Here is a 24,861-nt window from a genome sequence, read left to right on the forward strand (position 1 = left end):
ACTCATAAGCTCCTTGTGGGTGGAACGGAGGACCGGTGGTGGGTTTGGGCGGCAAGATCCGGAAGGTGGGGCGGGTGGCCGAGCCGGCCGGCGAGCCGCCGCCTTTGCTGTCCGAGGCCGTCCGGTTGGGCGGTTCGGTGCAGGTGCGGCATGTGGACGCCGGGTCGTGCAACGGCTGTGAGATCGAGATCGGTCAGGCGTTCGGCCCGGTTTATGACGTGGAGCGGCACGGTGTGCGGTTGGTGGCCTCGCCGCGCCACGCGGATGTGTTGACGGTGACCGGGCCGGTGACGGTGAACATGGCGGGGCCGCTGCGGGCGACCTACGAGGCGATGCCGCGGCCCAGGTTGGTGCTCGCGGTGGGGGACTGTGCCCGTGACTGCGGGATGTTCGCCGGCGGTCATGGGGTGCACGGCGCGGTCGCTGACGTGGTACCGGTGGATGGGCAGGTCGGGGGTTGCCCGCCGGAGCCGGCGGCGATCGTGGCGGCGTTACGCGGTCTGTCCGGCCGGTGAACCCGGTCGCGTCGGCGTTGGGCGGCGCCTTCATCCTGGCCGGGCTCGGTGCCCTGGCGGGGCTGGTGTCGCCGGCGCGGTGGCGTTCAGCCGCGGTCGGTATGGCGAGCGCTGCGGTGGGGGTGGCGGGCGCGGCGGCCGGGGTGGCGGCCGTGTCCGGCCGGCCGTGGCAGGCCTACCTGCCGGACGTGTTGCCGCTGTCCGGAGTCCGGTTGGCGGTCGATCCGCTGTCGGGTTGGCTGCTGTTGCTGGTCGGCGCGGTCGCCGCTGTTGTCGGCGTCTACACGGCCGGGTATGCCGGCCAGGGCGGCCATGGCCCGGCGGGCCGGGGCGCGCTGGCGGTGCTGCCGTTGTTCGTGGCATCGATGCTGCTGGTACCGGCGGCCGGCAGCGTGTCGACGTTCCTGCTCGGCTGGGAGCTGATGGCGGCAACGTCGCTGTTGCTGGTGCTGGCCGAGCATCGGCACAACCCGGCGGTGCGTTCGGCCGCGCTGTGGTACGCGGCGATGACGCAGGCCGGGTTTGTGAGTGTGCTGCTGGGCCTGACCTGGTTGGCGGCGGCCGGGACGGGGGAGTCGTTCGCGGCGATCCGGGCGGGCGGCGTGGACCTGCCGCCGGTGACCGCGAGCGGTGTTTTCCTGTTGTGCCTGGCGGGGTTCGCGTCGAAGGCCGGCGTGGTGCCGTTGCATCCGTGGCTGCCGCGGGCGCACGCGGAGGCGCCGTCGCACGTGTCGGCGTTGATGAGCGCCGCGATGGTCAAACTCGGTGTGTACGGGATCGTGCGGGTCGGGTTCGACCTGCTCGGCGGCGGCCCGCGGTGGTGGTGGCTGCTGCTTGGCGCGCTCGGCGCGGTCTCGGCCCTGTACGGGATCTTGCAGGCCGCGGTGGCCACTGACCTGAAGCGGCTGCTGGCGTTCTCCACCAGTGAGAACGTGGGTTTGATCCTGCTCGGGCTGGCAGCGGCCGGTGTGTGGTCCGGCGCCGGTGAGGGCGCGGTGGCGGGGGTCGCCTTAGCCGCGGCGTTGTTGCACATGGCCAACCACGCCGCGTTCAAGACATTGCTGTTCTGCGGTGCCGGGTCGGTGTTGCGCGCGACCGGCACCCGCGATCTGGACGCGTTGGGCGGGTTGTCCCGGCGGATGCCGGCGACCACGACGCTGTTCACCGTCGGGGCGCTGGGCGCGGCGGCGCTGCCACCGGGCAACGGGTTCGTCTCGGAGTGGTTGCTGCTGCAGGCGTTGCTGCACCAGGCCCCGCAGGCCGGTGCGGTGCTGACCGTGGCCGCACCGGTCGCGGTGGCCGTGGTGGCGTTGACCGCCGGGATCGGTGTGGCCACGTTTGTGAAGGTTCTGGGCACGGGCTTTCTGGCCCGCCCGCGTGGCGACGGCGCGGCGGCGGCGGTCGAGTCGCCACGGTGGATGCTGGCCGGCATGGGGCTGGCCGCCGCGGGCTGCGCCGCCCTGGCGGTCGCGCCGGTGGTGGCGGCGCCGGCGCTGGACCGGGTGGCAAGCGGGTTGCGGGCCGGCCCGGCGCTGTTCGAGGGCGGCGGTGTCGACCTGCGGCTGGCCGGTATCGCCTCGACGCTGTCCCCGCTGTGGGTCGCGGTCGGCGTCGTCGCGCTGGCGGTGGCGACCGCGGTGGCGGGACGGGCGTTCGGTCGGGGGCGGCGGCGGGCGCCGGCCTGGGACTGCGGTGACGGGCCGTTGACCGCGCGGATGGAGTACACCGCGACGTCGTTCGCCGAGCCGTTACAGCGGGTTTTCGACGACGTGCTGGCGCCGGAACAGGACGTCGACGTGACGCATTCGGCCGAGTCGGCGTATCTGGTGCGGGCGGTGCAGTACCGGCGCCGGTTGCCGGACCGGATCGAGGCACGCCTGTACCGGCCGCTCGTGGCCGCGGTGGAGGCAGCCGGCCGGGCCGGTCGGCGGTTGGCGAATGGGAGCCTGCACCGGTACCTGGCCTACATGCTCGCCGCGGTCGTGGCGGTCTTGGTCGCCGGGGTGATCCGGTGAACGCGTGGGTGTCGGCCATCGCGCAGGTGGTGCTCGTCGCGGCTGCGGCGCCGTTGGTGATCGGCCTGATGCGCGGTGTGCGGGCGCGGTTGGAAGGCCGCGCCGGCGGCCGCCTGGTGCAGCCGTGGCGGGACCTGCGCAAGCAGCTGCGCAAGGAGCCGGTTATCCCGGCCGACGCCGGCATTTTCTTCATCGCCGCCCCGCTGGTGCTGGTGGCCACCAGCGTGCTGGTCGCCGGCGTCGCACCTTTTCTGTCCACGGTCGGTCCGCTGCCGGGGGTGGCCGACCTCGTCGTGGTGGTCGGGCTGCTGCTGCTCGGCGCGGCGGCGCTCGCACTGGCCGGGCTGGACACCGGCACCGCGTTCGGTGGGATGGGCGCCAGCCGGGAGGTGACCATCGCGGCGCTGGTCGAGCCGACCGCGCTGTTGGCGGTGTTCGCGCTCTCCACACGGGTCGGTTCCACCGACCTTGGTCGGATCGTCGCGGCCGGTGCCACCGACCCGGCACTGGTGTTCACCCCGGCCAGCGCCCTTGCCGCCGCCGCCTTGGGGGTCGCCGCACTCGCCGAGGCCGGGCGGCTGCCAGTGGACAACCCCGCCACGCACCTGGAGCTGACCATGGTGCACGAGGCCATGGTGCTCGAGTACGCCGGCCGGGACCTGGCCCTGGTGGAGTGGGCGGCGGCGATGCGGCTGAGCATCCTGCTCGGTCTGCTGGCCAACCTGTTCATCCCGTGGGGCGTGGCCACCAACCCGCGGCCGGCCGCCCTCGCCCTGGCCGCGGGGGTGTTCGTGGTCAAGGTGGCCGGCCTGGCCGCCCTGGTGGCGGCCGGCGAGGTGTTCGTGGCCAAGCTTCGGCTGTTTCGAGTACCGGAGCTGCTGGCCGGCTCGTTCGTGCTGGGCCTGCTTGCCGTGATCGCCTCGTCCGTGCTGGCCTGACCTCCGGGAGCCTGCCATGACCGACCAGCTGCTCAACCTCGCTTGTGGACTGTTCCTGCTCACCGCCATCGGTGTGCTCTGGCGCCGGGAACTGGCGGCGCTGATCACGCTGCTGACCGTCCAGGGGGCGGCCCTGACCGGTATCGCGGTGCTGTTCGCGGTCGACCACCGGCACCCGGAGGCGTTCGTGGTGGCGGCCATGGTCGGGGTCCTCAAGGTCGGTGTCCTGCCGTGGCTGCTGCGCCGGGTGCTGGCCCGGGTCCCCGAAGCCAGAGAAACCGCCCCACTGGTCAACGTCGCGGCGTCCCTGCTGGCCGCGGCGGCGCTGACCCTGCTGGCCTACGCGGCGGCGCGGCCACTGGTCAACCTGGCGCCGTCACCGACCGCCCGGGCCGCGCCGGTCGGCCTCGCCGTGGTGCTGATCGGATTCCTTCTCGCGGCCACCCGCCGCCGGGCCATCTCCCAGATCGTCGGCCTGCTGCTGATCGACAACGGTGTGGCAGCGGTCGCGTTCCTGGCCACCGGCGGGGTTCCGCTGGTCGTCGAGCTAGGGGTGTCGGCGGACCTGCTGCTGGCGGTGCTGGTGCTGCAGGTGCTCACCGCGCGGCTGCGGGCCGTGTTCGGGCGTACCGACCTGGACGACCTACGAGGGTTGCGCGACTGATGACAGAGGCACTCGACGTGTTCGCGCTGCACCTTCCGCTGGCCGCGCCGCTGGCCGCCGCCGCGGTCGCCGCGCTGCGCGGCCGGGCCGTGGCCGCCTGGGCCGGGGTGGCCGCTGCCGTGGGCATCCTCGCCGCCGCCGTGTGGCTCGCCCGCACTGTCCATGCTGGACAGCAGGTCGGCTACGGGTTGCTGCGCGCGGACGCGCTGACCGCGTTCATGCTCATCGTCATCGGTGCGGTCGCCGCCATCGCCTGCTGGGCCGGAGTGCACCACCTGGCCGCCGAGGCCGCCGCCGGCGCCGCCACAGCGGGCACCGCGCGCCGCTACCTGATCCTGGTCCAGCTGTTCCTGGCCGCGATGAGCCTGGCGGTCCTGGCCGACAACCTGGGCCTGCTGTGGGTGGCGGTGGAGGCCACCACCATCGTCACCGCGTTCCTGGTCGGTCACCGGCGCAGCCGGGCCAGCGTGGAGGCCGCCTGGAAGTACGTGGTGCTGTGCTCGATCGGCATCGCGGTGGCGTTCCTGGGTACCGTCTGCGTGTACGCCGCCGCGGTCGCTGCCGGCGGCCACGGCGCCGCCGCCCTCGACTGGACCTACCTGACCGGCCACGCCGCCGGCCTCGACGCGGACCTGATCCGGCTCGCCACCGGCCTGGTGCTGGTCGGCTTCGGCACCAAGGCCGGCCTGGCCCCGATGCACGCCTGGCTGCCCGACGCGCACAGCCAGGCACCCGCCCCGGTCTCGGCGCTCATGTCGGGGGTTCTGCTGTCGGTCGCGTTCTACGCGATCTGGCGGTACAAGGCGATCACCGACAGCGTCATCGGCCCCGGCTACACCCGCACCCTGCTGCTGGTCGCCGCCCTGGCCTCGATCGCCGCCGCCGCGCTCCTGCTGATCAGCCAGCGCGACTACAAACGGATGCTGGCCTACTCCTCGATCGAGCACATGGGACTTGTCGCCCTCGGCACCGCCACGGGCAGCCGCCTGGCGATCACCGCCGTCCTGGTGCACGTGCTCGGCCACGGCCTGAGCAAGGCCGTCGCCTTCTGCGGCGCCGGTCAACTGCTGCGCCTGTCCGGCAGCAGCCGCATCGCCGCCGTCCGCGGGCTCTCCGCCCGCCGGCCAGCCCTCGCCGTCGTCTTCGGGTTGGCGCTGCTGGCGTTGCTCGGCCTTCCCCCGTTCAGCCTCTTCGCCTCCGAACTCGGCATCGCCCGGGCCGGCCTGGCCGCCGGCCAGGGCTGGGCCGTCGCCGCCACGTTCGCGCTCGTCCTGGTCGCCTTCGCGGCTATCGTCCGGCACAGCACCGGCATCCTGCTCGGCCCACCTGACCCGGCCACCCAGGAGCCGGCCACTCAGGAGCCGGCCACCGCGCCCACGCTCGCGGCCCGGCCGGCAGCGATCGTGCCGCTCGCCGTCGGCCTGGCCGCCGCAGCCGCCCTCGGCATCAGCCTCGGGCCGCTAAACGAGCTCCTGCAAACCGCCACCGACATCATCGTGCAGGACAGGTAAGCAATGACCGAGGCACACCCCATCCCACCGGCCACAGCCGTCGAGGTCAGCGCCGGCGAACTGGCCGAGCGGGCCGGCCACCTGCTGGCCGGCGGCGCCCGGCTCGCGCTGGTCGCCGCCCACCAGGACCCGGACACCATCCGGATCGTGTACCTGTTCACCTCCGGACCCCCCGACCAGCGCACCGAGCTGCACCTGCGCACCGCACCGGACCGCCCGGCCGTACCGAGCCTGGCCGCCGTATCTTTCCCGGCCGGGCGTTTCGAACGCGAGATGCACGACCTGTACGGCGTCCAACCGGACAACCACCCACTGCCACGCCGGCTGGTCCGCCACCCCCACTGGCCCGCCGGCTGGTACCCGATGCGCGCCGACGCCGGGCCCCGACCGCCCCTGGCCGAGTCCGAACCGTTCCCGTTCGTCACCGTGCAAGGCGCCGGCGTCTACGAGATCCCGGTCGGACCGGTACACGCCGGACTGATCGAACCGGGCCACTTCCGGTTCTCCGTGGTTGGCGAAACCATCCTCAAACTCAAGGCCCGCCTCTGGTACGTCCACAAGGGAATCGAGAAACTGTTCGAAGGGCAGACCGTATACTCGCGTGTCGCGCTCGCCGAGCGGATCAGCGGCGACACCTCCGCCGGGCACGCCCTCGCCTACAGCCTGGCTGTCGAAGACGCCCTGGCCGTCGCCGTCCCCGCCCGCGTGCAACGCGCCCGGGCCGCCCTGCTCGAACTGGAACGGCTGCACAACCACGTCGCCGACCTCGGCGCCATCTGCAACGACGTCGGCTACGGCATCGCGCACGCACACACCCAACGCATCCGTGAACGACTGCTCCGCCTCAACCAGGCCACCACCGGACACCGCCTGCTGCGCGGCGGCATCTTCCCCGGCGGCGTACACCTGCGCACCGTCCCCGACCCGGCCACCGTGCACGCCGTCGCCGACGACATCGCCGAGATCGTCGCGATCGCGCTCAACCAGACCGTGGTCCGGGACCGGCTCACCGGCACCGCCGTGCTCGGCCTCCGGCAAGCCGCCGACATCGGCTGCCTCGGCTACGTCGCCCGCGCCAGCGGCATGCCCTTCGACGCCCGCACAGCCCACCCGCACACCCACCTGGACAACCTCAGCACCCCAGTCCACCAGGACGGCGACGTACTGGCCCGCTTCCTGGTCCGGGCGGACGAGATCCGCGCCTCAGCCGCGCTGCTCGCCGGGCTGCTGCCAACCCTCACACCCGGCCCGACCACCGCCGGCCCACAGCCACGACATGACCGACCTACCTCGGGAGTCGGGATCGTCGAAGGCTGGCGCGGCACCATCACCCACCGCGTCGAGATACGACCCGACGGCACCCTCGCCCGCGCGAAGATCGTCGACCCCTCGTTTTTCAACTGGCCGGCGTTGCCGGTCGCCCTCGCCGACACGATCGTTCCGGACTTCCCGCTGACTAACAAGAGCTTCAACCTCTCCTACGCCGGCAACGACCTATGACCACACCCCGCGCCAGCGACCCTCACTGCCGGTTCGCCGAGCCAGCCCGGCGGGCGGCCTGGCACACCTACCTCACGCTCACCTGCGACCTGCTACCGGCCCTGGACAGCGACCCAGCCGACACCGGCCGGACCGGTGCCTGCCTCACCCAGGTGATCTCCCGGATCCTGATCTGGGCGCCGGCTTGGGGTCCACCGGGCGCGGTACTGGCCGCCGCCACCTATACCGCGCAGCGGCTGCACCGCGACGGCGACCACCTGCACCTCGCCCGGCTGCTTCGCGTGCTGGCCAGACGACTGTTCAGCCTCTCCAGCGGACGCACCGGACGGCCCCGCCCACGGCCGACCTGAACCAGCGGTGCGGGGTGGTCAAAGACCGCTACGACCACAGCCACGCCGCGCGACTCATGGCCATCGCCAAGTCCGCCTTCCCAGGACTACGCCGTCAACGCCCCGGCGTCCGGGTGGCTGCTTGGGTGGGCGTACCGGCCGGTTCGGCTCATCGGGCACCACGCAGGCCCGATCACCAGATCGGCAGAACGGGGTCGGGCGTGGCCGGTAACCTCCGCATGGGCGGTAACAGTGAGGGCGGGCAAGCCCGGCTCGATGATTCGCTGCTGCGCCGTAAGGTCGAACGCGCCGCGATGACAGTGGTCCACCGGTGGCTTGTCAGCCAAGGACCGGTCGCCGCAGTATCAGGGACTCACTCTCTGCCGCGATCCGCTTGTTGCGGAGAGTGGTAGGTCGAGTCCCGGACATTGGTAGGGGTCGGTTGAGATGCATGGCCGCTGCGGCGCTGTAGCCAGCTGATGACACTGGCTCCGGCCCGTGGGCAGGACTCATCTGCGGCTGTCTCGCAGGGCGGGCGGAGGGCAACTCTTGACGGCGGCTGCGATCTGTAGGGCGGCCTGGGCGGGCGTGAGGTGTGCGGTGTCGATGACGACATCGGCCTCGTTGTGTAGCCACGTGCGGGCTGCCTCGGCGTAAGGCTCAAGGTGTTTTAGGCGGAACGGTGAGGGGATGGGGTGTTCTGCCTCGATGCGCCGACGGAGGGTGTCTTGGTCAGCGTGGAGGACGAAGTGCCTGACCGGGATGGTGTGGTGGGCCAGCCCGGTGCTGATTTCGCACCAGTACTGCTCGACCAGGACCGTCATGGGCATCACCAGGGTGCCGCCGGTGTAGTCGAGTACCCGGCGGGCGGTCTCGACGACGAGTTGCCGCCACGGCGGCCAGTGTTGGAAGTTGTCCGTCTCGGGCAGCCCTGGCGTGATGTCCATGAGTGTCTCGCCGACCTTCTCGGCGTCGAAGATGCGTGAATCCGGGATTAGTTGCCGCACGAGTGCACTGGTTGTTGTCTTGCCTGCACCGTGGGTGCCATTGATCCATACGATCACGGGACCCGATGGTAGCGCTGCGTGGGCTACGGAAGGCGGCGTGGCAGACGCCGGAACGGGTTCGTTGAGTCGGCGGCCAGCGCCGCGGCGAGCGTCCGGGTCTTCTCGTCGCTGTCTCGCTGGCCGCGCGAAAATGTGGGCAGGGCGGACGGCCCGCGAGCCGCTACCCGGGCCGAGGTTTGGCGACATGATCGTCCGCTCTCTCATCGAGGTCGGCGCTGACCGCGACCGCTGGTGCTGGGGCGTTACCGTGGTGCCGCGTTGACCTCAGGCGATCGGGAGGCTTCAGGGTGGCGACTGTGGATCAGATCCTGGCCTCTGTTGCCGAACGGCTGCGTGGCCGGCCCGTACCTGATGATCTGCGGCGGCTCGCGGCGATCCAGGCCGAGCGGCCCGCGGACGCCGGGCGGTCGCGGGATCCGCTGCTGCACACCGGGACGGTGATCTTCGAACCGGGTGAGTCCCACGCCCTGCTCGATCACAGCTACCTCAACGACAACGATCGCGCGGACCCCGACATCATGGCCAACATCGCCGCGATCGATACCGTGCTCCCACATGCGGCGTGGATCGGCACACTGGTGGACGGCGACGTGGTCGGCTACTGGCTGCACCCCGACGAACCGGTCGGCGAGCCACCGCTGGTCGTCACATTCAGCACCGAGGGCGAGTTCGACATCCAGCCCGGCGAATCGCTTGTGGAGGCGGTGATCTACCACTACGCCGGATATGAGGACGACCGGTTCGCCGCGGTCGCGGACCTGTATGAGGCGCACGGGCTGCCGATAACCGCGCGGCGAGCGGACGACCTGCTCTACCGTCGGGCGGTCGTCAACCCGGGCGTGCTGCACAGCAAGCGGTACGAGCAGGAGTGCGCGGCCCGCGGCCTGAGCTAGCCAGGCCAGGGGTGTGCCAGGACTGTGGACATTCGCCGCCAAGGGATTCGAATCGGGACTCGCGCCCATCCCCGGCGACACAGACGTCGACGTCTCGTTCGTCACCACCAGCGAGTCGGCGCGCCGTCGTGGTCTGGCTACGACTGTGCTGCGGCAGACACTCGCTGGCGCTACAGCCCGCGGGTTCGTCACCGCAAGCCTCCAGTCAACCGCGATGGGTACCGACACGCTGAGCACAACCATCCGGACATGCCGATGAGAGAATGCTCTACCAAATCAACAGGTAGGAAGCCGCGACTTCGACTAGCACGTTAAGCCCGAGGCTAGCTGCGATCGACAGCAGCAGCCACATGAATCTCCGGCGGCTCCTACCCCGGTAGGCCTGGACCAAAGCAGATGTCTCCGAGCTTACGTAAAGTACCTTGATGATCAATCTACGTCGACGTTTCCGTGGCACGCTTAGTCTCCCACGCTAGGTAGACGAAAGAGTTGCGTCTAGCGAACATCGCGAGGCGCACGTCTCTAAAGATTCGCGATCCTCCCTAGTGCCTGCTCCACGGTTTCATTCAGGCTGCCGTCTTGTGGCCTGATGATTCCGATCAGCAGTGCCGCAGCCATAGTGCCCATCAAGCGCCGCGTTTCTCGATCGTCAAAGACCCTCTCGTTGTCTAGGAGCGCACGGAGCGAGATGCCTTCGACGGCTCCTACGACCATAGTGACCATATGCTCAACGGTGATGCCGGGACGGAGCTCTAGCTGCCGCGCCCCGATCATCTCCTCAAAGACTGCGGCCCACGTGCGCTCCACCTCACGATAGTTGTCAGTCATCGCCTGCCGGATAACGTCGTCCCCTTCTGCCGTCGCGGCTGCCAACAGCTGTAGGCGAAATCGTGGTCGTTCGACGCTGTCCTCGACGTGTGCGGCGGTGATTGCGTGAATGGCTTCTATCAAGTGTGGACCGGAGACCAGATCTTCGACGTAGGCCGCGAGCTCTCCGGCGTAGAGACCGGCATAGCGTTGAGACCAAAGTCCGAACCGGAGTAGGTCGGCGATATAGTGTGGCTGCGATTGCCAAGTGGCCCGTAGGGTGGAGGTAGTACCCTGCCTAATAAATGGTTCCGGGTTTCGGGTTATCTCGTCCGCCACGGCCCTCTGGGAAAGCAGCTTGAGGAGCGGGCGCTCAGGATTGTCAGCGTCGTCGCACTTGAACGCTTCCTCGCCTTGGCCGAGGTGCCGCTCCAGCAGTCGCATCCCAGCCGCAAGATACGAGGCTGTCACGGGATCGTTCGCCAACCGGCGACGGCCCACCTCGGTTCGACGGGCAAGGCCGTGCAGCACGGGAGACAGGTCCAGGTTATATGGATATGGCAACGTGTCCTTGAGTCCCATGGCACCAGTGTGGACTGTCACATCATTGGGCGGGTAGTGCGCAGCTGCGCACTACTGCATGTGAAGTAGTCTCATGTCACTGCTTGCCGGGGCGAGGCGCAGCGGCTGCGAGGTTCTCGCGGTCTCAATTCAGTTCCGTGCCGCCAAGACAGGCTGAAATCAGCGCCGTTGGTAGTAGCGTCGCCACAGGCCGCAAGTACAAAATAACGTCGATCATGCCGTGATTGTTGTCCAACCGAATTCCCGCCTCAGCGGACAACTATCGTGCAGCCATCCCGCGGTGCTGTTCCAAGATCAGATGCACGTAGCCGCTGAGAACGCGCGAGCCGCTGGCGTCCCGTTGTCACACGGTAGGTGGTGAGGTGTCGTGGTCTGACAAGATCGCCATTCGGGTGGCCGGCCGAGCATGTGAACACCGAGAATCGCCGGATCTGTTTGTGACGGAGCCTCACGAGTGGTGGTGCGCGGTGCTGGTGGTGGTCATCCGGGTCCGGCGGCCTCTCCTCCAGCGGGCATCCGTCGACCTGGGAAACGGGTCAGCGGCCGTCGGTGGCCAGGACGACGAGGAACTGGCCGCCGCCAGAATTGACGCTCGCGGTCACCGGCAGTCCGCGTACCAGCCGGTAGAACCGGTCGACCAGCCTCCGCCGTCTCCTGGCCGTCTTTTCCTGGTTGGACAGCCGGCGACCAGTTCGCGGCCGCCCCTGCGTTCGAGGCGTTCGGCAACGGTGATCAGGAGCGCGAGTCCGAGTTCGGTGGCCAGCCCTTGGTAGCCGCGGCCGCTGCAACACGCCCTTGCTGAGCACGCCGTCGACGATGACTGTGTCGTCCGGCCGACCGTGGACTTGATGAAGGGGAACTTGCGGTTGCGGCGTGAGGTCGCCGAGCTGCGCCACCCGCGTGCCCGGCGCAGCGCCACATGCGCTTGGCCAAAGACGTTCCTCCCGGCCGTGCATGTACTGCTGCGTCGACCGCCGGTCCGCGTGACCGAGGATCGCCATGGTGTCACCCTCGTTGGCCAGCCTCGTCCCCACGCCCTGGAACATGAAGCGCCCGCTCCCTTCTGGGCGGGCGCTTGGGCATGTTCAGGGCAAGTTCAGTAGCCCCGCGGGCTGACGTCCAGCACCACTGCGGTCAGCTTCGCGTTGGAGGTTGCCGTGCTGATGATTTCCTCCTCCTCGACGTACGACTGGTCGCCGGTCAGCTCGAACGTGTTCTGCAGCGGGTCCTCCCCGCCAAGGACCTCGTACGTGACCTCGTAGGTCTTCGACGGGTCGAGGGTCTTGTCGAACGACGCGGATGCCGCCACCTGGATTCGGAAGACGATGTTGCAGCCGGCGCTGCCGAAGCACTCCTTCTTCAGCACCTTGATGCTCAGCTTGAAGTCCGACTTCGTCGGTTCGTCGTAGGCTGGCTGCTGGTTTACCACGTCCTCGGCTCCGGCCGGCTTGCAGACGACGGCGCCGGTGCTGGCGTCCACGCCGTAGCCGGCGCAGCTGGAGCTCGGCGACGGAGCCTGGGCGGCGGGCGCCGTGTTCGGTTTCTCCTTGTCGCTGCTCACCAGTAGAGCCGCGCCGGCGCCGAGGCCGCCAGCCAGCAGCACGGCGGCGGCGATGCCGACGAAGAGGCCGACGCGGCTCTTCGTCGGCGGCTGCGCCGGTTGCGGCATCAGGTTGGACAGCGCGTATGGCTCGGCCGATCCGGGCGAGACCGGCGGCTCGGGTGGGGTCGTCATGGCAAGGCTCCGCGGTGGGGTGGGGATCACCGGACCGTACGCGCGCCGGTCAGGCGAGCGCTGTCGGATCTTGGCCAGGAGGCCGGTGTCGCAGCCAGCCTCGTCAAGAAGTATCGCGACGTTGGAGGTGTCGTCGGCCTGACGGAGGTGGGTAATGCAGTCGGTTGGGTCGGAGGGCTGGTACGTGACGGCGGCTGCTATGGCACCTGCGGACAGGGCGGCGATGACAGCGTCGCCGATCAGGATGCGCTTCACCGGCGGGCCTCGACGGTGCCCCGCGCGGCGGTGAGCTGTTCGGCGAGGTTGTCGGTTTGCGCCTGCACGCCGGCGGTGCCGAGCGGCACCATGCGGGTGTGTGCCCAGCTGGCGGCGGCGACCATGATCTCCGGCCCGGCGCCCGGGTCTTGGATGAGCATGGCAAACCAAGATCACGTGCAATGGTCTGCCGAGACGAACCCCACTATGGCCTGCCCCGCCCAGCCAACGCAGCCTTGATCGACTCACACATAGCCGATGTGCGAGCACCTGATCTTGCTGATCAGCCGGTGCGTAGTTCGGGCCACCCTGACCGGGGTGGCAGGCGCACCCTTTATGGCCACTCGGTCAGCGGCGCCGCCAGAGCGCGGGCGTGATCTGGTGCTCGGTCCGGAAACGTCGGATGAAGTAACTGGCGTCGGGAAAGCCGACCCGGTGGGCGATCGCCGCCACCGTCAGGTCAGTCTCGGTCAGCAACCGACGGGCCTCCTGCATCCGCCGCTCGGTGAGCCACTGCTGCACGGTTCGGCCGGTCCGGCGGCGTACCGAGGTGGTCAGGTGCCCCGGGGTCAGCGCCAGTTCGTCGGCCACATCGGCCAGCGAGATCGGCTCGGCGAACCGGTGCTCGATCACGTCGAACACCGCGGCCAGCAGCGGCTCGTCGGCCGCGCGCAGTTCATCGGCGACGTCACCGGCCAGCCGGGCCGCCGCGACCAGCACCAGCATCAGGTGTGCGAGCGACGCCTCCGACCATCCGGTTCCACGGGTCTGCAACTCGCCGTCGAGTGCGCTGATCCGCTCCACCCAGCCGGGCCGCTGCTCCCGTGGGACCCGCAGCCGCTGCGTCCGGTCGGCGCCGCAGGCGAACGGGAACAGCAGCGGGTGGGCTCGCCACGAGTACGCCCCGCCGCGGATCACATCGGCCGGGAAGAACACCACCCATCCGTCCTCGATGATTCGGTCGGCCGGCTGCGGAAACGACAGCACCTGGCCTGGCGCAATCACAAACAGATCGCCGTCGACCACGGTCCATGCGCGGTCGTCGATCAGGAAGCTGCCGCCGGCGCGATGTGCGTACAGCAGGACCAGGAAGTCGTGCGCATGCGTCTGCGGGCCGGGTAGCGGCTGCGGCGTCACCGGCCGGTCGGACAGCCGGGTCACCGCCACCGGCGGGATGCCGGGTAACCGGCGGAACACCGCGACTGGCACGCCGCCGGTGGTCCGCCGGGCCATCCGAGTCGGCCGTGCGTGCGCCGGAGCATCTGAAGAATGTCCTATCCCTGCCACGTATCCGGCGATGTCCACGCTCTGCTTGGGCACAACACTGAGAGTACGACCGAAGTTCGTCTGATCACTACTGCGGGAGGCTGTCATGACCGGAGCCGTACGGCCGTTCATCCCGGCGATGGGCCGGCACTGGATGCTGTTCCTCTACGACCCGTTCACCCGGGCGGCCGGCATCTCCAAGGTGCACGGGCAGCTACTCGATCGCGCCGGCGTTCAGCCCGGCCACCGGGTGCTGGAAGTCGGCTGCGGACCCGGCGACCTGCTCATGCAGCTCGGCCGCCGAGTACCGGAAGCCGACCTGATGGGGATCGACCCCGACCCGGCCGCGCTGCGCAAGGCCCGCCGCAAGGCCGCCCGCCGCGGCCTGACGGTGCAGTTCATGCTCGCGTACGCTGACGAGCTGCCGCTGCCGGACGACAGCCTCGACCGAGTGCTGTCCTCCTACATGCTTCACCACCTCGACCAGGAGCCACAGGTGGCGGCGATGCGCGAGATCCGCCGGATCCTGCGCCCCGGTGGCGAGCTGCACCTGCTCGACGCGGACGGGACACCACGCCCGGGCACGCGAGGCCACCAGCACCCGCGGCTGGCCGGACACACCCCGGAACGGATCCAGGCGGTCATGCGCCAAGGCGGACTGACCGAGGTCTCCCAGACCGGCCACGGCAGCCGCCGGATCGCCGGGCACTACTCCTTCTTCCGCGCAGTCGCCTGAGACAGCGGGCGCCTTGGCAGGCCAGGACGGTCTGCAAGTCCAAGACCCTCCACGACCCGCAGCACACCTTCGCGACGACGGCGCCTTCCATGTGAACACCACCAATGACCAGCGGATCCAGATGTTCGCCACACTCGTCTGTACATTTCCGCACACGACCCGGCGTCACCGCGCTCCGGCTCCGGTGGACATCCGCTTCTAGCCGAGATGAGGGCGCTGCCGAAGGTCTTATGAGCTGTTGTCTTGCTGGGAGATTCGCTGGATCGCCTTGACGTAGCGGTCGGTAGCGTACTCCTGGATCGTGCGGGTGAATTTTCCGCCACCTCGTGCGAGCAACGTCGCGGGTCGGCTGAAGGCACGGATGTGGAGATTGACCTCGCCCGTACTCGCCCTCGTCATCAGGAAGGCCTCCTCGCCTTGTTCCGGGTGGCCGGGCAGGGTGCCATAGGCAAAACCTCGACGATCGGCCTCATCGACGACGTAGACCACCCGGCACGGAATCATGAGCCGCAGTGGACCCCAGCCGGCTCGAAGCACGACGACGACTCCCCGAGCCGCTCTCGCACCGCTACTGGTTACAACGAGCCCAGCGCCACGGTGCATCCTCCAGCCGAACAGCCCGTCAAACGGCACGCTCGAACACGACGCGGCCAGCGCCTACCCTCACGTCACGGCGTACGTGACCGTAGCCCGCGGGTAAGGGGTGGTTACGCGTGGGGCCCACCTCTTGGTACGTCAAAGCGGCCAGAGCCAGGTCAGCGAACGAACGTCCGCTCCTGCGCCACACCCGATCACCGTACCCACCCGGCAGGACGCCGCCGATCACCGAGGCCAGCATCGCGTCCACCGCCGCACGGTCACCGGTCCCTACCGCCACCCGCTCATGCCGAATACAGTGCGTCGATGTTGACGTCCCAACCGCGCCAATCAGGCGTCATGAATCTGCACGCAATCGGTACCCAGGGCAATCAATCATTCCACCCGGCTCGCTCCCCCGCATGCGTGCCTCCTATTAGCGCGCCGACGGCAAGCTTCACAGGTTTTGATCATGCGCTTAGAGTCATCAGCACCAGTCCGGCTACTAGTACGAGCCCCGGAAGCAGCAGCCAGAATCGGTGTGCGCTGCCCAGTAGCCGACGACTCGAGCGATAGAGAGGGGTCGCCTCGTGACGGCTGTCTGCGCTAGCTATCAGCTTCGCGAGTGTACTGTCGCTGCCGTCAAAGAATCGACTGTCTAGCTCGTTGCGCAAATCTATCGCACGTCGGTAATTCCGTTGGTATAGCTCCGTGTATATGCCGACGAAGGCCAGCCCGAATAGGCCGATCAACGCGACCATTAGGCACAGCGGGCGTTCGGACGCTCGAACGTTGCCGTCCGAGATGATGACCGCCACCAAGGCCGACGCGATGATGAAGATGTAGTTGACCGCGCTAGAACGCAGTGTCTCTGCGTGTCGCGAATGGGCACGCACATCGGAGTAGACGCCCCAGAGCAGGTCCTTCTGCATCTTGATCTTGTCAGACATCTCGTCGGCCATCAATACTCCCCGAACGTTGAACGCAGCGCGACCCTGAGGTGTTTGGTTCTGACCGATAGGTTATGGTGTTCTGCTGAACGGGCCAAGCCGTGACCTGGCGAGCAACCACTGGGGCTGGAGGCGCGATGGGGCTTGACGATGTCGATCTCTGGCGGCAGGCATTGCCACCCGAGTTGTTCCCGCTGATGGAGCGATGGGCACAAACTCTCCCAGGGACGCTAGGTCTGCACGGGCGATTCACCGGTGGACGCGGCCGCACACCGGTACTCTTGGTCGAGTGGCCGGAAACCGATCGCCACAAAAGACTGGTATGCCTAAAGACCTTTCGCGGGACGGAACGTATCAAAGCTTTCCGAACTGCGTACTCCGACGTGCCCACGGAGTTTCGGATGCACCTCGTCGAGTATCTCGACGAGTACCCGCTCGGTCATGACTGGACGGCTGTCACTCTGGGTATCGCCGGCGGTGACCTCGGAACGTTCCGTCCGCTGACCGACATCCGGAAGGAAGAGCGATTTGGGGATGTTCTTGAAAGCATCGTTAGATCGATGGACGGGCTGAATCCGGAGTTCGAGATCGAGAGGATCACTACCGGGGCTTTCTTGACGCGTCTGCTGGGCGACCGGCAGTCCACCATCCGCGACCGGCTGACCAGGTTGAACGTTGACGCCCGCCTACTACCACTCGTCCTCCTTGACGATCAGCGATTAGCCGCGCACCAGTTGGCGTCTGTACTGGTGGGACGAGTACATGGCGACCTCAACGAGGGCAACATCGTGCTTCCGACAAAGCCGCGGCTCGAGCCCGACCGGTTCATCTTGCTTGATGCCGATCACTACGCGACGGACGGAATAGTCGCGTACGACGCAATGCACCTGCTCGTTGCAATCGCGGTCAACTCGATAGTGGACGCCCGGCTCGGTGCAGCTGGCAGGGATGATATTATACAAATCATCGTCAACCCGGATGCACTGCCGACGACCTCCTCGCCCTTGGTGACCGAGTTCCAGCGCATCAGCCAAGCGGTCCACCGTGGATGCGACGCGCGCCCATTAATTCGCGGCTATGGGCACTACTGGCGGCATCAAAAACTGCTAGCCCTGGTGGCCATCGGGCTTATCCACACCTCCCGCGACCTGCCTGGCGATGATCCTGACGCAGCTCGGCAATGGTGCCTCGCCCTTGCGACAGAGGCAGCAAAGGTGTACCTCGCGACGATCGGGCAACATCACTGGTATGTTCCAACGACACAGTCGGTTACGGGTCCGGCACCTGCAGCAGAGCAGGTGCGGCGAAAGAGAGCGCTTCGCCAGGAGGCATTCGACGCTGTCGTGTCGAACCAAATGCAGGGAGTCTTGCGGACGAGACTGGCTCGCGTTCGCCGCGCAGGGAAGTCCGGGCTCCAGTCGATGTCAAGGCTTACGCGTGCGGCCATCATCATGGTCATTGTGGCGCTTGTTGGAACCATCGCTGTCTACGCGTTCCAGAATCGGTCACCCGGAATCGATACACTTGACCTTGTTTACGTCATGCGACCGTTTAACCAGCCGTACCAGGTAACCATCAAACAAGCAGACGGAAAAACTCACAGAATCCAGGCGAAAGGGCCCGTCAAACTAGCGGAGCGCATCCCGTCCGGCTGGGTTATTGGCACTGCCACTACAGATGTCCGAACTGGTTCGCAGGGCGAGGAACCCACGCGCATCGTGATGCTATCGAACGACGGCACCGAGCGAGAACTCATCACCACCACGTTGGGTGGCCAACCCGTCATCAACAGAGCCGCCACTCGGATATTGATTCACAACGCCGAAAAGGGTACATACGATGTCTATGACCTGCCAGGCGGGTCGCATTTAGGAGAGGCCCGGTCCGACGAGTATTTCGGCGCCGGATTCGCCGGCAATGCAGTGATCATGGCGAGACACGGCGCTCAACCGACATGGTATGACGTTTGGGTACCCGAGGCCGGGCCGTTTGACCTGGTTGCTCAGTCGGAGAAGTTCAACGGGTTCGTGGGAAGTTTGCCAGGAGGTCGGGCTCTATTCACACAAGATGACTGCCTGCTCGACGTAAAGCCGCTCGAATCCATGCGGATCCTGAGGCGAATGTGCAAACTGGGCGATCTCAATCCAGCCACTACCAGCTTCCGGCTCAGCTCAGACGGCCGATGGCTGATTGGCGCCATAAGGCCTCTCACTCAAGGCGGTCAGAATCATCTCATAGTTGCTCGCGTCGAGGATCTCTTAAAGAACGCCACCGTCGCCGGTGAACTGCCTTTGACGCAGGGCTTCACAGAAACCATCTTCTTAGGTCCTGGTCTGGTCCTCTTCAAGACTGAAAATGACTTCACGGCTTGTGTTCTTGACAAGCGGGTTTGCGAGCGTCAGGAGCTTCCCATGCTCGATGGACAAAGCCCGTTTATTGTAAGAGGTAGCACCACGACGTTTGACCCAGACGACGGGATCCCCAGCATACGAAGCAGCCAGAGTTCGGCACCACGGCAGCCGTCTACTCCTGTCCCAAGCGCCGGAGGTGGCGGCGGCCATGCCGTCGGTTGACCGGGGGACGAGTGGCACCTTATGCGGACTGATCATCCGCTGGCCGCGTTCGACTGCGTGCGGTCGCGGATCGACGGCCAGCCTGGGCACGAGTCGGACATCGGCTGTGCCGCGGAGCGCCTCGCGCGAGGCTTGTGGGAGAAGATTACGCGTCAGCTCGGTTGTGCTACGCCCCGCCCTTGTCCCGGCGTAATGACCAATGTGATCTCGAGCTCCTTGGCCGCCGGATCTGGGCGCTGTATGGAGGACCAGGGGCGCCCGGCTCGGGATCGCAAGCAGGGCGCCAACAAAGTCGTGGGATGCTTTCAAGCCGTGCCGGATACAGCAAACGCGTCCGCGCCGCCGGTCCCCTAATCGCATCGGATCAACAGCAAATGCTGGAAACATGCGTTATTATCAAAATACAGGTCCCGGTACTGATGAGCTTACTATTGCTGATGTTTCGCAGATGGATACGGTGTTCGCGGCACATTGCTGAGCGGCAACGGCACAGAACTTGAGAGTACCTGCAACGGCCGAGGCTCTGGCACCTATAACTACATCCTCTGCGATCTCGCCAGGGATAAAGGACTATGTCATGAAGGCATGTCTCGTTGACGGCGAGTCAGACAGATTTCCAGTAGAGTGCGCAGGCAAAGTCGTCACTGGCTAAGAGCGGCAGAGCCCTTAGTGCCGGGTCGCACTGCTAAGTCGTCCGTAATTGGGCAACGCATGGCGGCGACGCCTTCGCCGCCTGCGGTGATGTTCCTAGCCGCCGACGCGGCCGGGCACATCACTCTTCCAGGCATCACGCCAATTCAATACACGGTCCTCCATTGCCTCAGTGATGGCCTCCAGGCCGACGGGTAGAGTCAGCCGTGTTGAGGCGCGCTGGATCAGCTCGATGGCTGCGTCCGTAGCGGCCCGCATAGTGCTCGGCGAGGGGACGGGCTTGCAGTCGTCGGATCACGCGTCGGTGGGCGCGGTGTCAAAGACTGGTACGACCAGCGAGCGCAGGCTGCTCGGCACGCTGGAACCGTTCGATCGCCGCCTCCCGGCGGTGGTATGGGACCGGCTTGCGCTTGGTGTGGTCGTGGTTGGCGGAGGTGACCGCTCAGACGATCGTGACACCGGCCCCTGGGGAGTCGGTGCAGGTAGTCTGCCTGGAACCGGGTCAGCAGGTGATGCCGCCCGGGGAAGGGCACGTACCGTGCCGGCAGGTCGATCATTACCACCCATGCGCTGCGCTGCCGATTTGCGACTCATGATCGTACTGGCGCTCCTGGAGCGAGTCGCCTGAATGGGTGAGCGTCACAAACCTCAGCGGACGGCATCATGAGCGGGATGCGGCTGTGAGACCAGGATCGGAGTGAGGGTGCGAGGCCGGTTTAAGCAGATCGTCAAGGACCTCCGGCATCGCCGTTTCATCGATCTTTACGCCACGACGCTTGTCGCGTTCGTCTTCGCCGCTTTGCTGCTGGTGGGCGCCGACCTCCCGGAGACTGTGCGGTGGTCGTTGCTATTCGCAGGGCTGGGGTTCCTGCTGTTGCGTGTGGCATTCGCCAACCATCGTGAGGAACGGTTCCTGGACCGCAGCGACTACGACCGCAACCCGATCACGGGCGACCTGCGCGCCGCGAAAGACGTGTGGATCTTCGCTCCGGTGGCGTCGAACTTCCTGACCGAGGAACGCTGCGACATCCTCCGGCAGGGCCCGCTGGCGAAGGGCGACGGCACGGTGCGGATCGTAGTGCTCAAGCAGTTCGACCCCGACGACCCGATCTCCGAGCAGCTCGACGCGTTGTTGGACTACCCGGTGCAGACGGCTGCGGACTCGCTGCGCGAGACCCGGGCTCGGCTGGCGTCCATGGCACAGTGGACGGTGACCGGCACGTTCGCGTTCGGCGAGATCCCATTCAACCCCGGCTTCAGCATCGTCGCGGTCAACCCGCACTCGGCCGGCGGATACGCCAACGTCGAGTTCCACGGCTTCCGCAACGACGCCATCCGGTCACGCATGCACATCCACCTCACCCGCGACGACGGACCTTGGTACACATACTGGCTGGACCAGTTCGAGGCCATCTGGCGCTCGGCCCGCGCCGAGGCGACATGACGGCGGCCCTGCCTCAGGTCGGCGCCGCTAGCGAGCTGTTCGTGTTCGCCGGGGCCGGGGCGTCCTACGCCCCGCCAGCAGCGCTGCCGCTGTTCGACCCGATGCGAAACGCCATCCTCCGCGAGCTTGGCCTCGACGACTACCTGGACGAGGAGCAGCCCGAGCTCGTCCGGATCACCGAGGGCCTCGCGCCGGAACCGTTCATGCTCGCCCTGCGCGATAGCGGCGTCGACGTGCAGGACTGGTTGTCCCGGACGCTGCGGATGGACGAGCCCGCGCCGCCGAGGCCCAACGCGGTGCACGTGGCGTTGGCGCAACTGGCCGCCGCGGGTGCGGCGGTGTGGACGGTCAACTTCGACACCCTCATCGAGGAAGCCGGCCACGGCCTTCGTGCGGTGGCTTGGCCCTCGGACGCCGCCAGCACTGGGGAGATCTACAAGCCGCACGGCTCCCTGCCCGGCCAACTGATCGTCACCGCCGATGGCGTTCTGGCCGGTCTTCGGGCGGACTGGCGTCAGGCGCTGGCCGAGGCGGTCCGGGGGCGGGTAGTGGTGTTCATCGGTTACAGCGGCCGTGACTTCGACTTTCAGCCGCTGTGGGACGAGCTGCTGGACGAGGCGAAACACGTCGTCTGGTTCGACCTCCCGAACCGGGACGAGGTGGACCGCCGGCGCCGGCTACTGCGCCGCTGTGTGGCGCGTAACGCACTGACGCTGGCCCAGTCCGGTACCGGCTCGGACCCGTCCCGTGACTTCGTCGCCTGGTGCCAGGCAAACGGTCTCGCCACCGTCCCCAAGCCCCTACTGGACCAGCTGGTCCAGGAACGACCGCGGCGGCCGTTCCCCGGGCTGGGCGTCGACCATTTACCGGCGGAAGCGGCGATCCGGGGTGTTCTCGGCGACTGGCGTGGGGCAGTCCGGGTCAACCTGCGTCGGCTCTGGCGGGAGCCAGGCCGGCGGGCCACGGTCGGCCAGCTGATCGCGCTGATCGTCAACAACGGTGGCCGGTGGCTACCGGTGCCGCTCTGGGTGGCTGCGAAGGTCCCGCTCGTACCCGCACGGTGGCGGAACGGCGCCGAGCGGAAACGCCTCACCGCCCACTCCCGGCTCGGCAGCCATCACAAGGTGCTGCGCGGTACAGGTCGGATCGACGATCAGACCGTGTCGACGTTGCTCATCCTGCGAGCGATGTCGATGCGGATCACCGGCAACCTGGACGAAGCCGCCGACATCGCGGCCGAAGCTCACCGGCGAGCTGTCTGGGAGGTCCACGAGGTACGCGTCGCGCACGCCGCCTTCCAACGCGCGCAGGCGCTGCTGTGGGCCGAACGCCTGGAGGAATGCCGCCAATGCTTGGACGAAGACCTGCGGCCCGCGGCGGGGATCGCGGCCGCACGCTGGGTCGCCTGGGCCGATTTCGTCGAGGGCGGCATCGCGCTGCACGAGGGGAAACCTGCCGAGGCGGCCCGGTACTACGAGCTGAGCGAACTGCGCTTCCGCGGCGAGGGCTCGATGGACGGCGTTGTCAGCGTGCAGACCGCGAAGCTGGCGCTGGTCCGGATGACAGATCCGGTAGGGTTCCGGACCGCGCTGGCCACGTTGGACGGCAGCATGAAGTCCACGTCCGCGCAGGACACGTACTTCACCCGCGGGCACCGCTTCACCGACGAGGCTGTCCTCATCGAGCGAGCGGAGTATGCCCGGGTGCACGCGCATGACCTCGACCTGGCCTCTCGGTGGTACGGGGAGGTGGCCCGGTCCCGCTTTCCGCTGCAACGGGCCCTCGGACTGCTCGGGACCGGACTGGTGGCCGTGGAACGGGACGACGACCGTGCCGCGCTCACCGAGGCTCGGGAGCTGGCGGGCCAGATCGGTGCGCGCCTCGTCCACGCGCACGCCACCGCCGCGGTCAGCCTGCCCGGCGGCAGCCAGCCGCAGGAGGTGTTCTTCTGCTGACCACAGCGGTCTTCACCGGAGCCGGGATCAGCGGTGACGAGCCAGCGGGTCTCCCGCGCGGGTTCGGCCTGCGCGACGACGTGCTGGAGACCATGTTCGAGGCGGCCCGAGACGAGTTGGGCACACTCGTCTCGGGCGAGCAGCTGGAGCGGATCCGCGGCGAGTCGTACAAGCTGGAGGTTGTACTTGGTCGCCTCTGGGGAACGATCGGCCCGGCCGCCCTCGACTGCATCTTCGCGCTGCATGTCAGCGTCCCCAACGAGGCGCACATGCTCGCCGCCCTACACCTGCTTCGCGGCGGAACACACGTCACCGTCAACTTCGACATAGGTATCGAACTCGCATACGACCTGATCTGCGGCCGTACCGATCTCCCGGCTGCCGCGCCCCGCGAATACCACGACGCCCTGCCCGCCTGGCGGGCGCTCGCCCCGAGCGGCTCGCCGGACCTGCTCACCGTGTCCAGCCACGACGAGTTCGCCGCCTGGCTGCGTTCCGGCCGTCGCGCCGCACTGCTCAAGGTGCACGGCGGCCTCGACCGGCGGCAGACCTCGCTAGCCGACGTGGTCGTGGTGGACATCGAAGAGATGGCCCAGCTCACCGCCGAACGCGCCGCTGCCGTCGAAGGGCTCGGCACGGCCGACCGGCTGCTCATCACCGGCTACTCCGGCGGCGACCCCGACGTGTACGGCCCGCTCCTGGCTGCAGCCGCACGGACATCTGCCACTTGGTGCTGTCTGAGTTTGCCCGCAGCATCCACCGTCCCAGCGGACGCTTGCGACAGGGGCATTGACCTGGTGCAGGGAGCGCCGGACGGCCTGGCCGTCACCGCGCTCCGGCAGATCCTGGGCACTCCCGCACTGCCGTCCTGGCCCTCAATCGGACTCGGCGGTGACCGCTACGCGGACCTCTTCGCCGGCTGGCGACAGCGATTGCGCGCAGCACACCCAGCCGAGCTCATCGCACAATCTTGGGCGTGGCTGATTGCCGACCTCGGCGACCTAGACACCGCCGAGGCGATGCTCGCCGCGCTGCCCGAGACGCCGGGCGCACGGCTACGACACGCCGAGATCCTGTACAACCGTGCCCGCGGCGACGATCGCGACCGTGCCGGAACAATATTCGGGGAGATGGCGACACATGCGGGGGATGAAGCGACGCGGCTGCATTGCCTGCTACGGCTCGGCGACCTCGCGCGCGGACGAGCGGCCCGCCAGAGCCGAGGCACGCGAGTCGTACGGGATCTCGCGGAGGCCTACGCTCGCCCTATCCAGGTTTTGATCGCCACCCGCAACGGACGCCAGCTGCCAGAGGAAGCAGGCGATGCCTACCGGGCGTTGCAGCAGACCTCACTACGCCTCTTCGAACAGCTGACTTTAGTCATGCCTAGAGCGTCCTGGCCGCCCCTCGGTACGCTCTGCCAACTCGCCGCCAAGCTGGGCGAACGCGCCACGCAGCGGGCGCGCAACGGCAACCGGCTCATGTTGATCCGCCACCACCGAGCCACGCTGTTGGCGCTGAACGCCCTGCTGCGTGGCCACCCAGCACCCGAGCACCTCCGCTCGGACATCCGCGCGTTACGGGATACATACCGCGCCGCCGACGACCTTCAAGGCGCGGGCAACTGCACGGCCACCCTCGCCGTCCTGGCCTGTGCGGACAGCGATCCGGTGGCGGCTCGCGCACTGACCGACGAGGCCCTCACCGAGTACACTGCCGGCCGCCCCGACGGCCGTCCGCTGCCGTCCGCAGAGTTGATGATAGGCGTCGTGACCCGCCTCGTCGAAAAGTCGGACCGTGCCGATGGCTGATTGCTTATGAGGTCGAACCACGCCGGCATACATGGACATGCGTGCCGACAGTAACAGCCAGAGGAGGAAAGCATCCGCCTGACAACGG

The 24,861-nt window shown here is 67.8% G+C and carries 21 protein-coding genes; 13 read left to right on the plus strand and 8 right to left on the minus strand.

The annotated features are described in order from the left end of the window. Nucleotides 1-35: 35 nt before the first annotated feature. Genes Phou_RS29440 through Phou_RS29470 form a run of 7 tightly spaced genes read left to right on the plus strand, consistent with a single transcriptional unit; the run spans nt 36 to nt 7,493 of the window. Nucleotides 36-515, plus strand: a complete 480-nt coding sequence (locus Phou_RS29440; protein WP_218579256.1) for an NADH-quinone oxidoreductase subunit B family protein — start codon at nt 36-38, stop codon at nt 513-515. After that, entirely contained in the window at nt 512-2,530 is a 2,019-nt protein-coding gene (locus Phou_RS29445) for a proton-conducting transporter transmembrane domain-containing protein (protein WP_173061710.1), read from the plus strand. The genes Phou_RS29440 and Phou_RS29445 overlap by 4 nt, the downstream gene beginning before the upstream one ends. Then, nucleotides 2,527-3,468: a respiratory chain complex I subunit 1 family protein gene (locus Phou_RS29450; RefSeq protein ID WP_173061713.1), complete on the plus strand. Its 942-nt coding sequence runs from the start codon at nt 2,527-2,529 to the stop codon at nt 3,466-3,468. Before Phou_RS29445 ends, Phou_RS29450 begins: the two co-directional genes overlap by 4 nt. Nucleotides 3,469-3,484: 16 nt before the next feature. Further along, a complete protein-coding gene (locus Phou_RS29455) occupies nt 3,485-4,132 on the plus strand; it encodes a hypothetical protein (protein ID WP_173061716.1) in 648 nt (215 codons plus the stop codon). Then, nucleotides 4,132-5,643, plus strand: a complete 1,512-nt coding sequence (locus Phou_RS29460; RefSeq protein ID WP_173061719.1) for a proton-conducting transporter transmembrane domain-containing protein — start codon at nt 4,132-4,134, stop codon at nt 5,641-5,643. Before Phou_RS29455 ends, Phou_RS29460 begins: the two co-directional genes overlap by 1 nt. A gap of 3 nt (nt 5,644-5,646) precedes the next feature. Then, the gene (locus Phou_RS29465) at nt 5,647-7,143 is read left to right on the plus strand and encodes a hydrogenase large subunit (protein ID WP_173061747.1); all 1,497 of its coding nucleotides are present in this window, start codon (nt 5,647-5,649) and stop codon (nt 7,141-7,143) included. Further along, nucleotides 7,140-7,493, plus strand: a complete 354-nt coding sequence (locus Phou_RS29470) for a hypothetical protein (protein WP_173061750.1) — start codon at nt 7,140-7,142, stop codon at nt 7,491-7,493. The genes Phou_RS29465 and Phou_RS29470 overlap by 4 nt, the downstream gene beginning before the upstream one ends. Before the next feature lie 488 nt (nt 7,494-7,981). Here Phou_RS29470 and Phou_RS29475 read toward each other — a convergent pair whose 3' ends face one another. Further along, the gene (locus Phou_RS29475) at nt 7,982-8,536 is read right to left on the minus strand and encodes a DEAD/DEAH box helicase family protein (protein ID WP_173061753.1); all 555 of its coding nucleotides are present in this window, start codon (nt 8,534-8,536) and stop codon (nt 7,982-7,984) included. Nucleotides 8,537-8,835: 299 nt separating this feature from the next. On the opposite strand from Phou_RS29475, the gene Phou_RS29480 reads away from it, so the two are divergent. Beyond that, complete coding sequence (locus Phou_RS29480) at nt 8,836-9,432, plus strand: hypothetical protein (protein WP_173061756.1); 597 nt, start codon at nt 8,836-8,838, stop codon at nt 9,430-9,432. 522 nt (nt 9,433-9,954) lie between these two features. On the opposite strand, the gene Phou_RS29485 is transcribed toward Phou_RS29480, so the two are convergent. From Phou_RS29485 to Phou_RS29500, 4 genes are all read right to left on the minus strand, one after another. Further along, the gene (locus Phou_RS29485; RefSeq protein ID WP_173061759.1) at nt 9,955-10,821 is read right to left on the minus strand and encodes a TetR family transcriptional regulator C-terminal domain-containing protein; all 867 of its coding nucleotides are present in this window, start codon (nt 10,819-10,821) and stop codon (nt 9,955-9,957) included. 1,096 nt (nt 10,822-11,917) lie between these two features. Next, nucleotides 11,918-12,556, minus strand: coding sequence for a hypothetical protein (locus Phou_RS29490; RefSeq protein WP_173061762.1), 639 nt, complete (start codon nt 12,554-12,556; stop codon nt 11,918-11,920). 251 nt (nt 12,557-12,807) lie between these two features. After that, nucleotides 12,808-12,972 carry a hypothetical protein gene (locus tag Phou_RS29495; RefSeq protein ID WP_173061765.1) on the minus strand — a complete coding sequence of 55 codons (165 nt, stop codon included), beginning with the start codon at nt 12,970-12,972 and terminating at the stop codon, nt 12,808-12,810. Nucleotides 12,973-13,159: 187 nt separating this feature from the next. After that, complete coding sequence (locus tag Phou_RS29500) at nt 13,160-14,020, minus strand: helix-turn-helix transcriptional regulator (protein WP_173061768.1); 861 nt, start codon at nt 14,018-14,020, stop codon at nt 13,160-13,162. 163 nt (nt 14,021-14,183) lie between these two features. On the opposite strand from Phou_RS29500, the gene Phou_RS29505 reads away from it, so the two are divergent. After that, nucleotides 14,184-14,813 (plus strand): class I SAM-dependent methyltransferase, encoded by a 630-nt coding sequence (locus Phou_RS29505; protein ID WP_173061771.1) that lies wholly within the window; start codon nt 14,184-14,186, stop codon nt 14,811-14,813. Nucleotides 14,814-15,041: 228 nt separating this feature from the next. On the opposite strand, the gene Phou_RS29510 is transcribed toward Phou_RS29505, so the two are convergent. The 3 genes from Phou_RS29510 to Phou_RS29515 all read right to left on the minus strand — a co-directional run bounded on the left by Phou_RS29510 (nt 15,042) and on the right by Phou_RS29515 (nt 16,351). Continuing rightward, a complete protein-coding gene (locus Phou_RS29510) occupies nt 15,042-15,446 on the minus strand; it encodes a DUF1990 domain-containing protein (protein ID WP_218579257.1) in 405 nt (134 codons plus the stop codon). Next, a complete protein-coding gene (locus Phou_RS55735; protein WP_371872237.1) occupies nt 15,436-15,651 on the minus strand; it encodes a DUF1990 family protein in 216 nt (71 codons plus the stop codon). The genes Phou_RS29510 and Phou_RS55735 overlap by 11 nt, the downstream gene beginning before the upstream one ends. Before the next feature lie 208 nt (nt 15,652-15,859). Then, complete coding sequence (locus Phou_RS29515; protein ID WP_173061774.1) at nt 15,860-16,351, minus strand: hypothetical protein; 492 nt, start codon at nt 16,349-16,351, stop codon at nt 15,860-15,862. 389 nt (nt 16,352-16,740) lie between these two features. Here Phou_RS29515 and Phou_RS29520 point away from each other — a divergent pair, with 389 nt between their 5' ends. The 4 genes from Phou_RS29520 to Phou_RS29535 all read left to right on the plus strand — a co-directional run bounded on the left by Phou_RS29520 (nt 16,741) and on the right by Phou_RS29535 (nt 24,773). After that, entirely contained in the window at nt 16,741-18,912 is a 2,172-nt protein-coding gene (locus Phou_RS29520) for a hypothetical protein (RefSeq protein WP_173061777.1), read from the plus strand. 1,354 nt (nt 18,913-20,266) lie between these two features. Beyond that, nucleotides 20,267-21,007 carry a hypothetical protein gene (locus Phou_RS29525; RefSeq protein ID WP_173061780.1) on the plus strand — a complete coding sequence of 247 codons (741 nt, stop codon included), beginning with the start codon at nt 20,267-20,269 and terminating at the stop codon, nt 21,005-21,007. Continuing rightward, nucleotides 21,004-22,962, plus strand: coding sequence for an SIR2 family protein (locus tag Phou_RS29530; RefSeq protein ID WP_173061783.1), 1,959 nt, complete (start codon nt 21,004-21,006; stop codon nt 22,960-22,962). Before Phou_RS29525 ends, Phou_RS29530 begins: the two co-directional genes overlap by 4 nt. An 80-nt stretch (nt 22,963-23,042) precedes the next feature. Next, on the plus strand, nt 23,043-24,773 hold the full coding sequence (locus Phou_RS29535) for a hypothetical protein (protein ID WP_173061786.1): 1,731 nt from the start codon (nt 23,043-23,045) through the stop codon (nt 24,771-24,773). Nucleotides 24,774-24,861: the final 88 nt, after the last annotated feature.

It is taken from the genome of Phytohabitans houttuyneae (assembly GCF_011764425.1).
Classification (GTDB): Bacteria; Actinomycetota; Actinomycetes; order Mycobacteriales; family Micromonosporaceae; genus Phytohabitans; species Phytohabitans houttuyneae.

Coding starts and splice junctions, on each gene's coding strand:
- Phou_RS29530 (WP_173061783.1), top strand. CDS start 21,004: ATGACGGCGGCCCTGCCTCAGGTCGGCGCCGCTAGCGAGCTGTTCGTG.
- Phou_RS29465 (WP_173061747.1), top strand. CDS start 5,647: ATGACCGAGGCACACCCCATCCCACCGGCCACAGCCGTCGAGGTCAGC.
- Phou_RS29460 (WP_173061719.1), top strand. CDS start 4,132: ATGACAGAGGCACTCGACGTGTTCGCGCTGCACCTTCCGCTGGCCGCG.
- Phou_RS29455 (WP_173061716.1), top strand. CDS start 3,485: ATGACCGACCAGCTGCTCAACCTCGCTTGTGGACTGTTCCTGCTCACC.
- Phou_RS29485 (WP_173061759.1), bottom strand. CDS start 10,821: ATGGGACTCAAGGACACGTTGCCATATCCATATAACCTGGACCTGTCT.
- Phou_RS29470 (WP_173061750.1), top strand. CDS start 7,140: ATGACCACACCCCGCGCCAGCGACCCTCACTGCCGGTTCGCCGAGCCA.
- Phou_RS29515 (WP_173061774.1), bottom strand. CDS start 16,351: ATGGCCGACGAGATGTCTGACAAGATCAAGATGCAGAAGGACCTGCTC.
- Phou_RS29490 (WP_173061762.1), bottom strand. CDS start 12,556: ATGACGACCCCACCCGAGCCGCCGGTCTCGCCCGGATCGGCCGAGCCA.
- Phou_RS29520 (WP_173061777.1), top strand. CDS start 16,741: ATGCACCTCGTCGAGTATCTCGACGAGTACCCGCTCGGTCATGACTGG.
- Phou_RS29495 (WP_173061765.1), bottom strand. CDS start 12,972: ATGCTCATCCAAGACCCGGGCGCCGGGCCGGAGATCATGGTCGCCGCC.
- Phou_RS29505 (WP_173061771.1), top strand. CDS start 14,184: ATGACCGGAGCCGTACGGCCGTTCATCCCGGCGATGGGCCGGCACTGG.
- Phou_RS55735 (WP_371872237.1), bottom strand. CDS start 15,651: ATGCTGGCCTCGGTGATCGGCGGCGTCCTGCCGGGTGGGTACGGTGAT.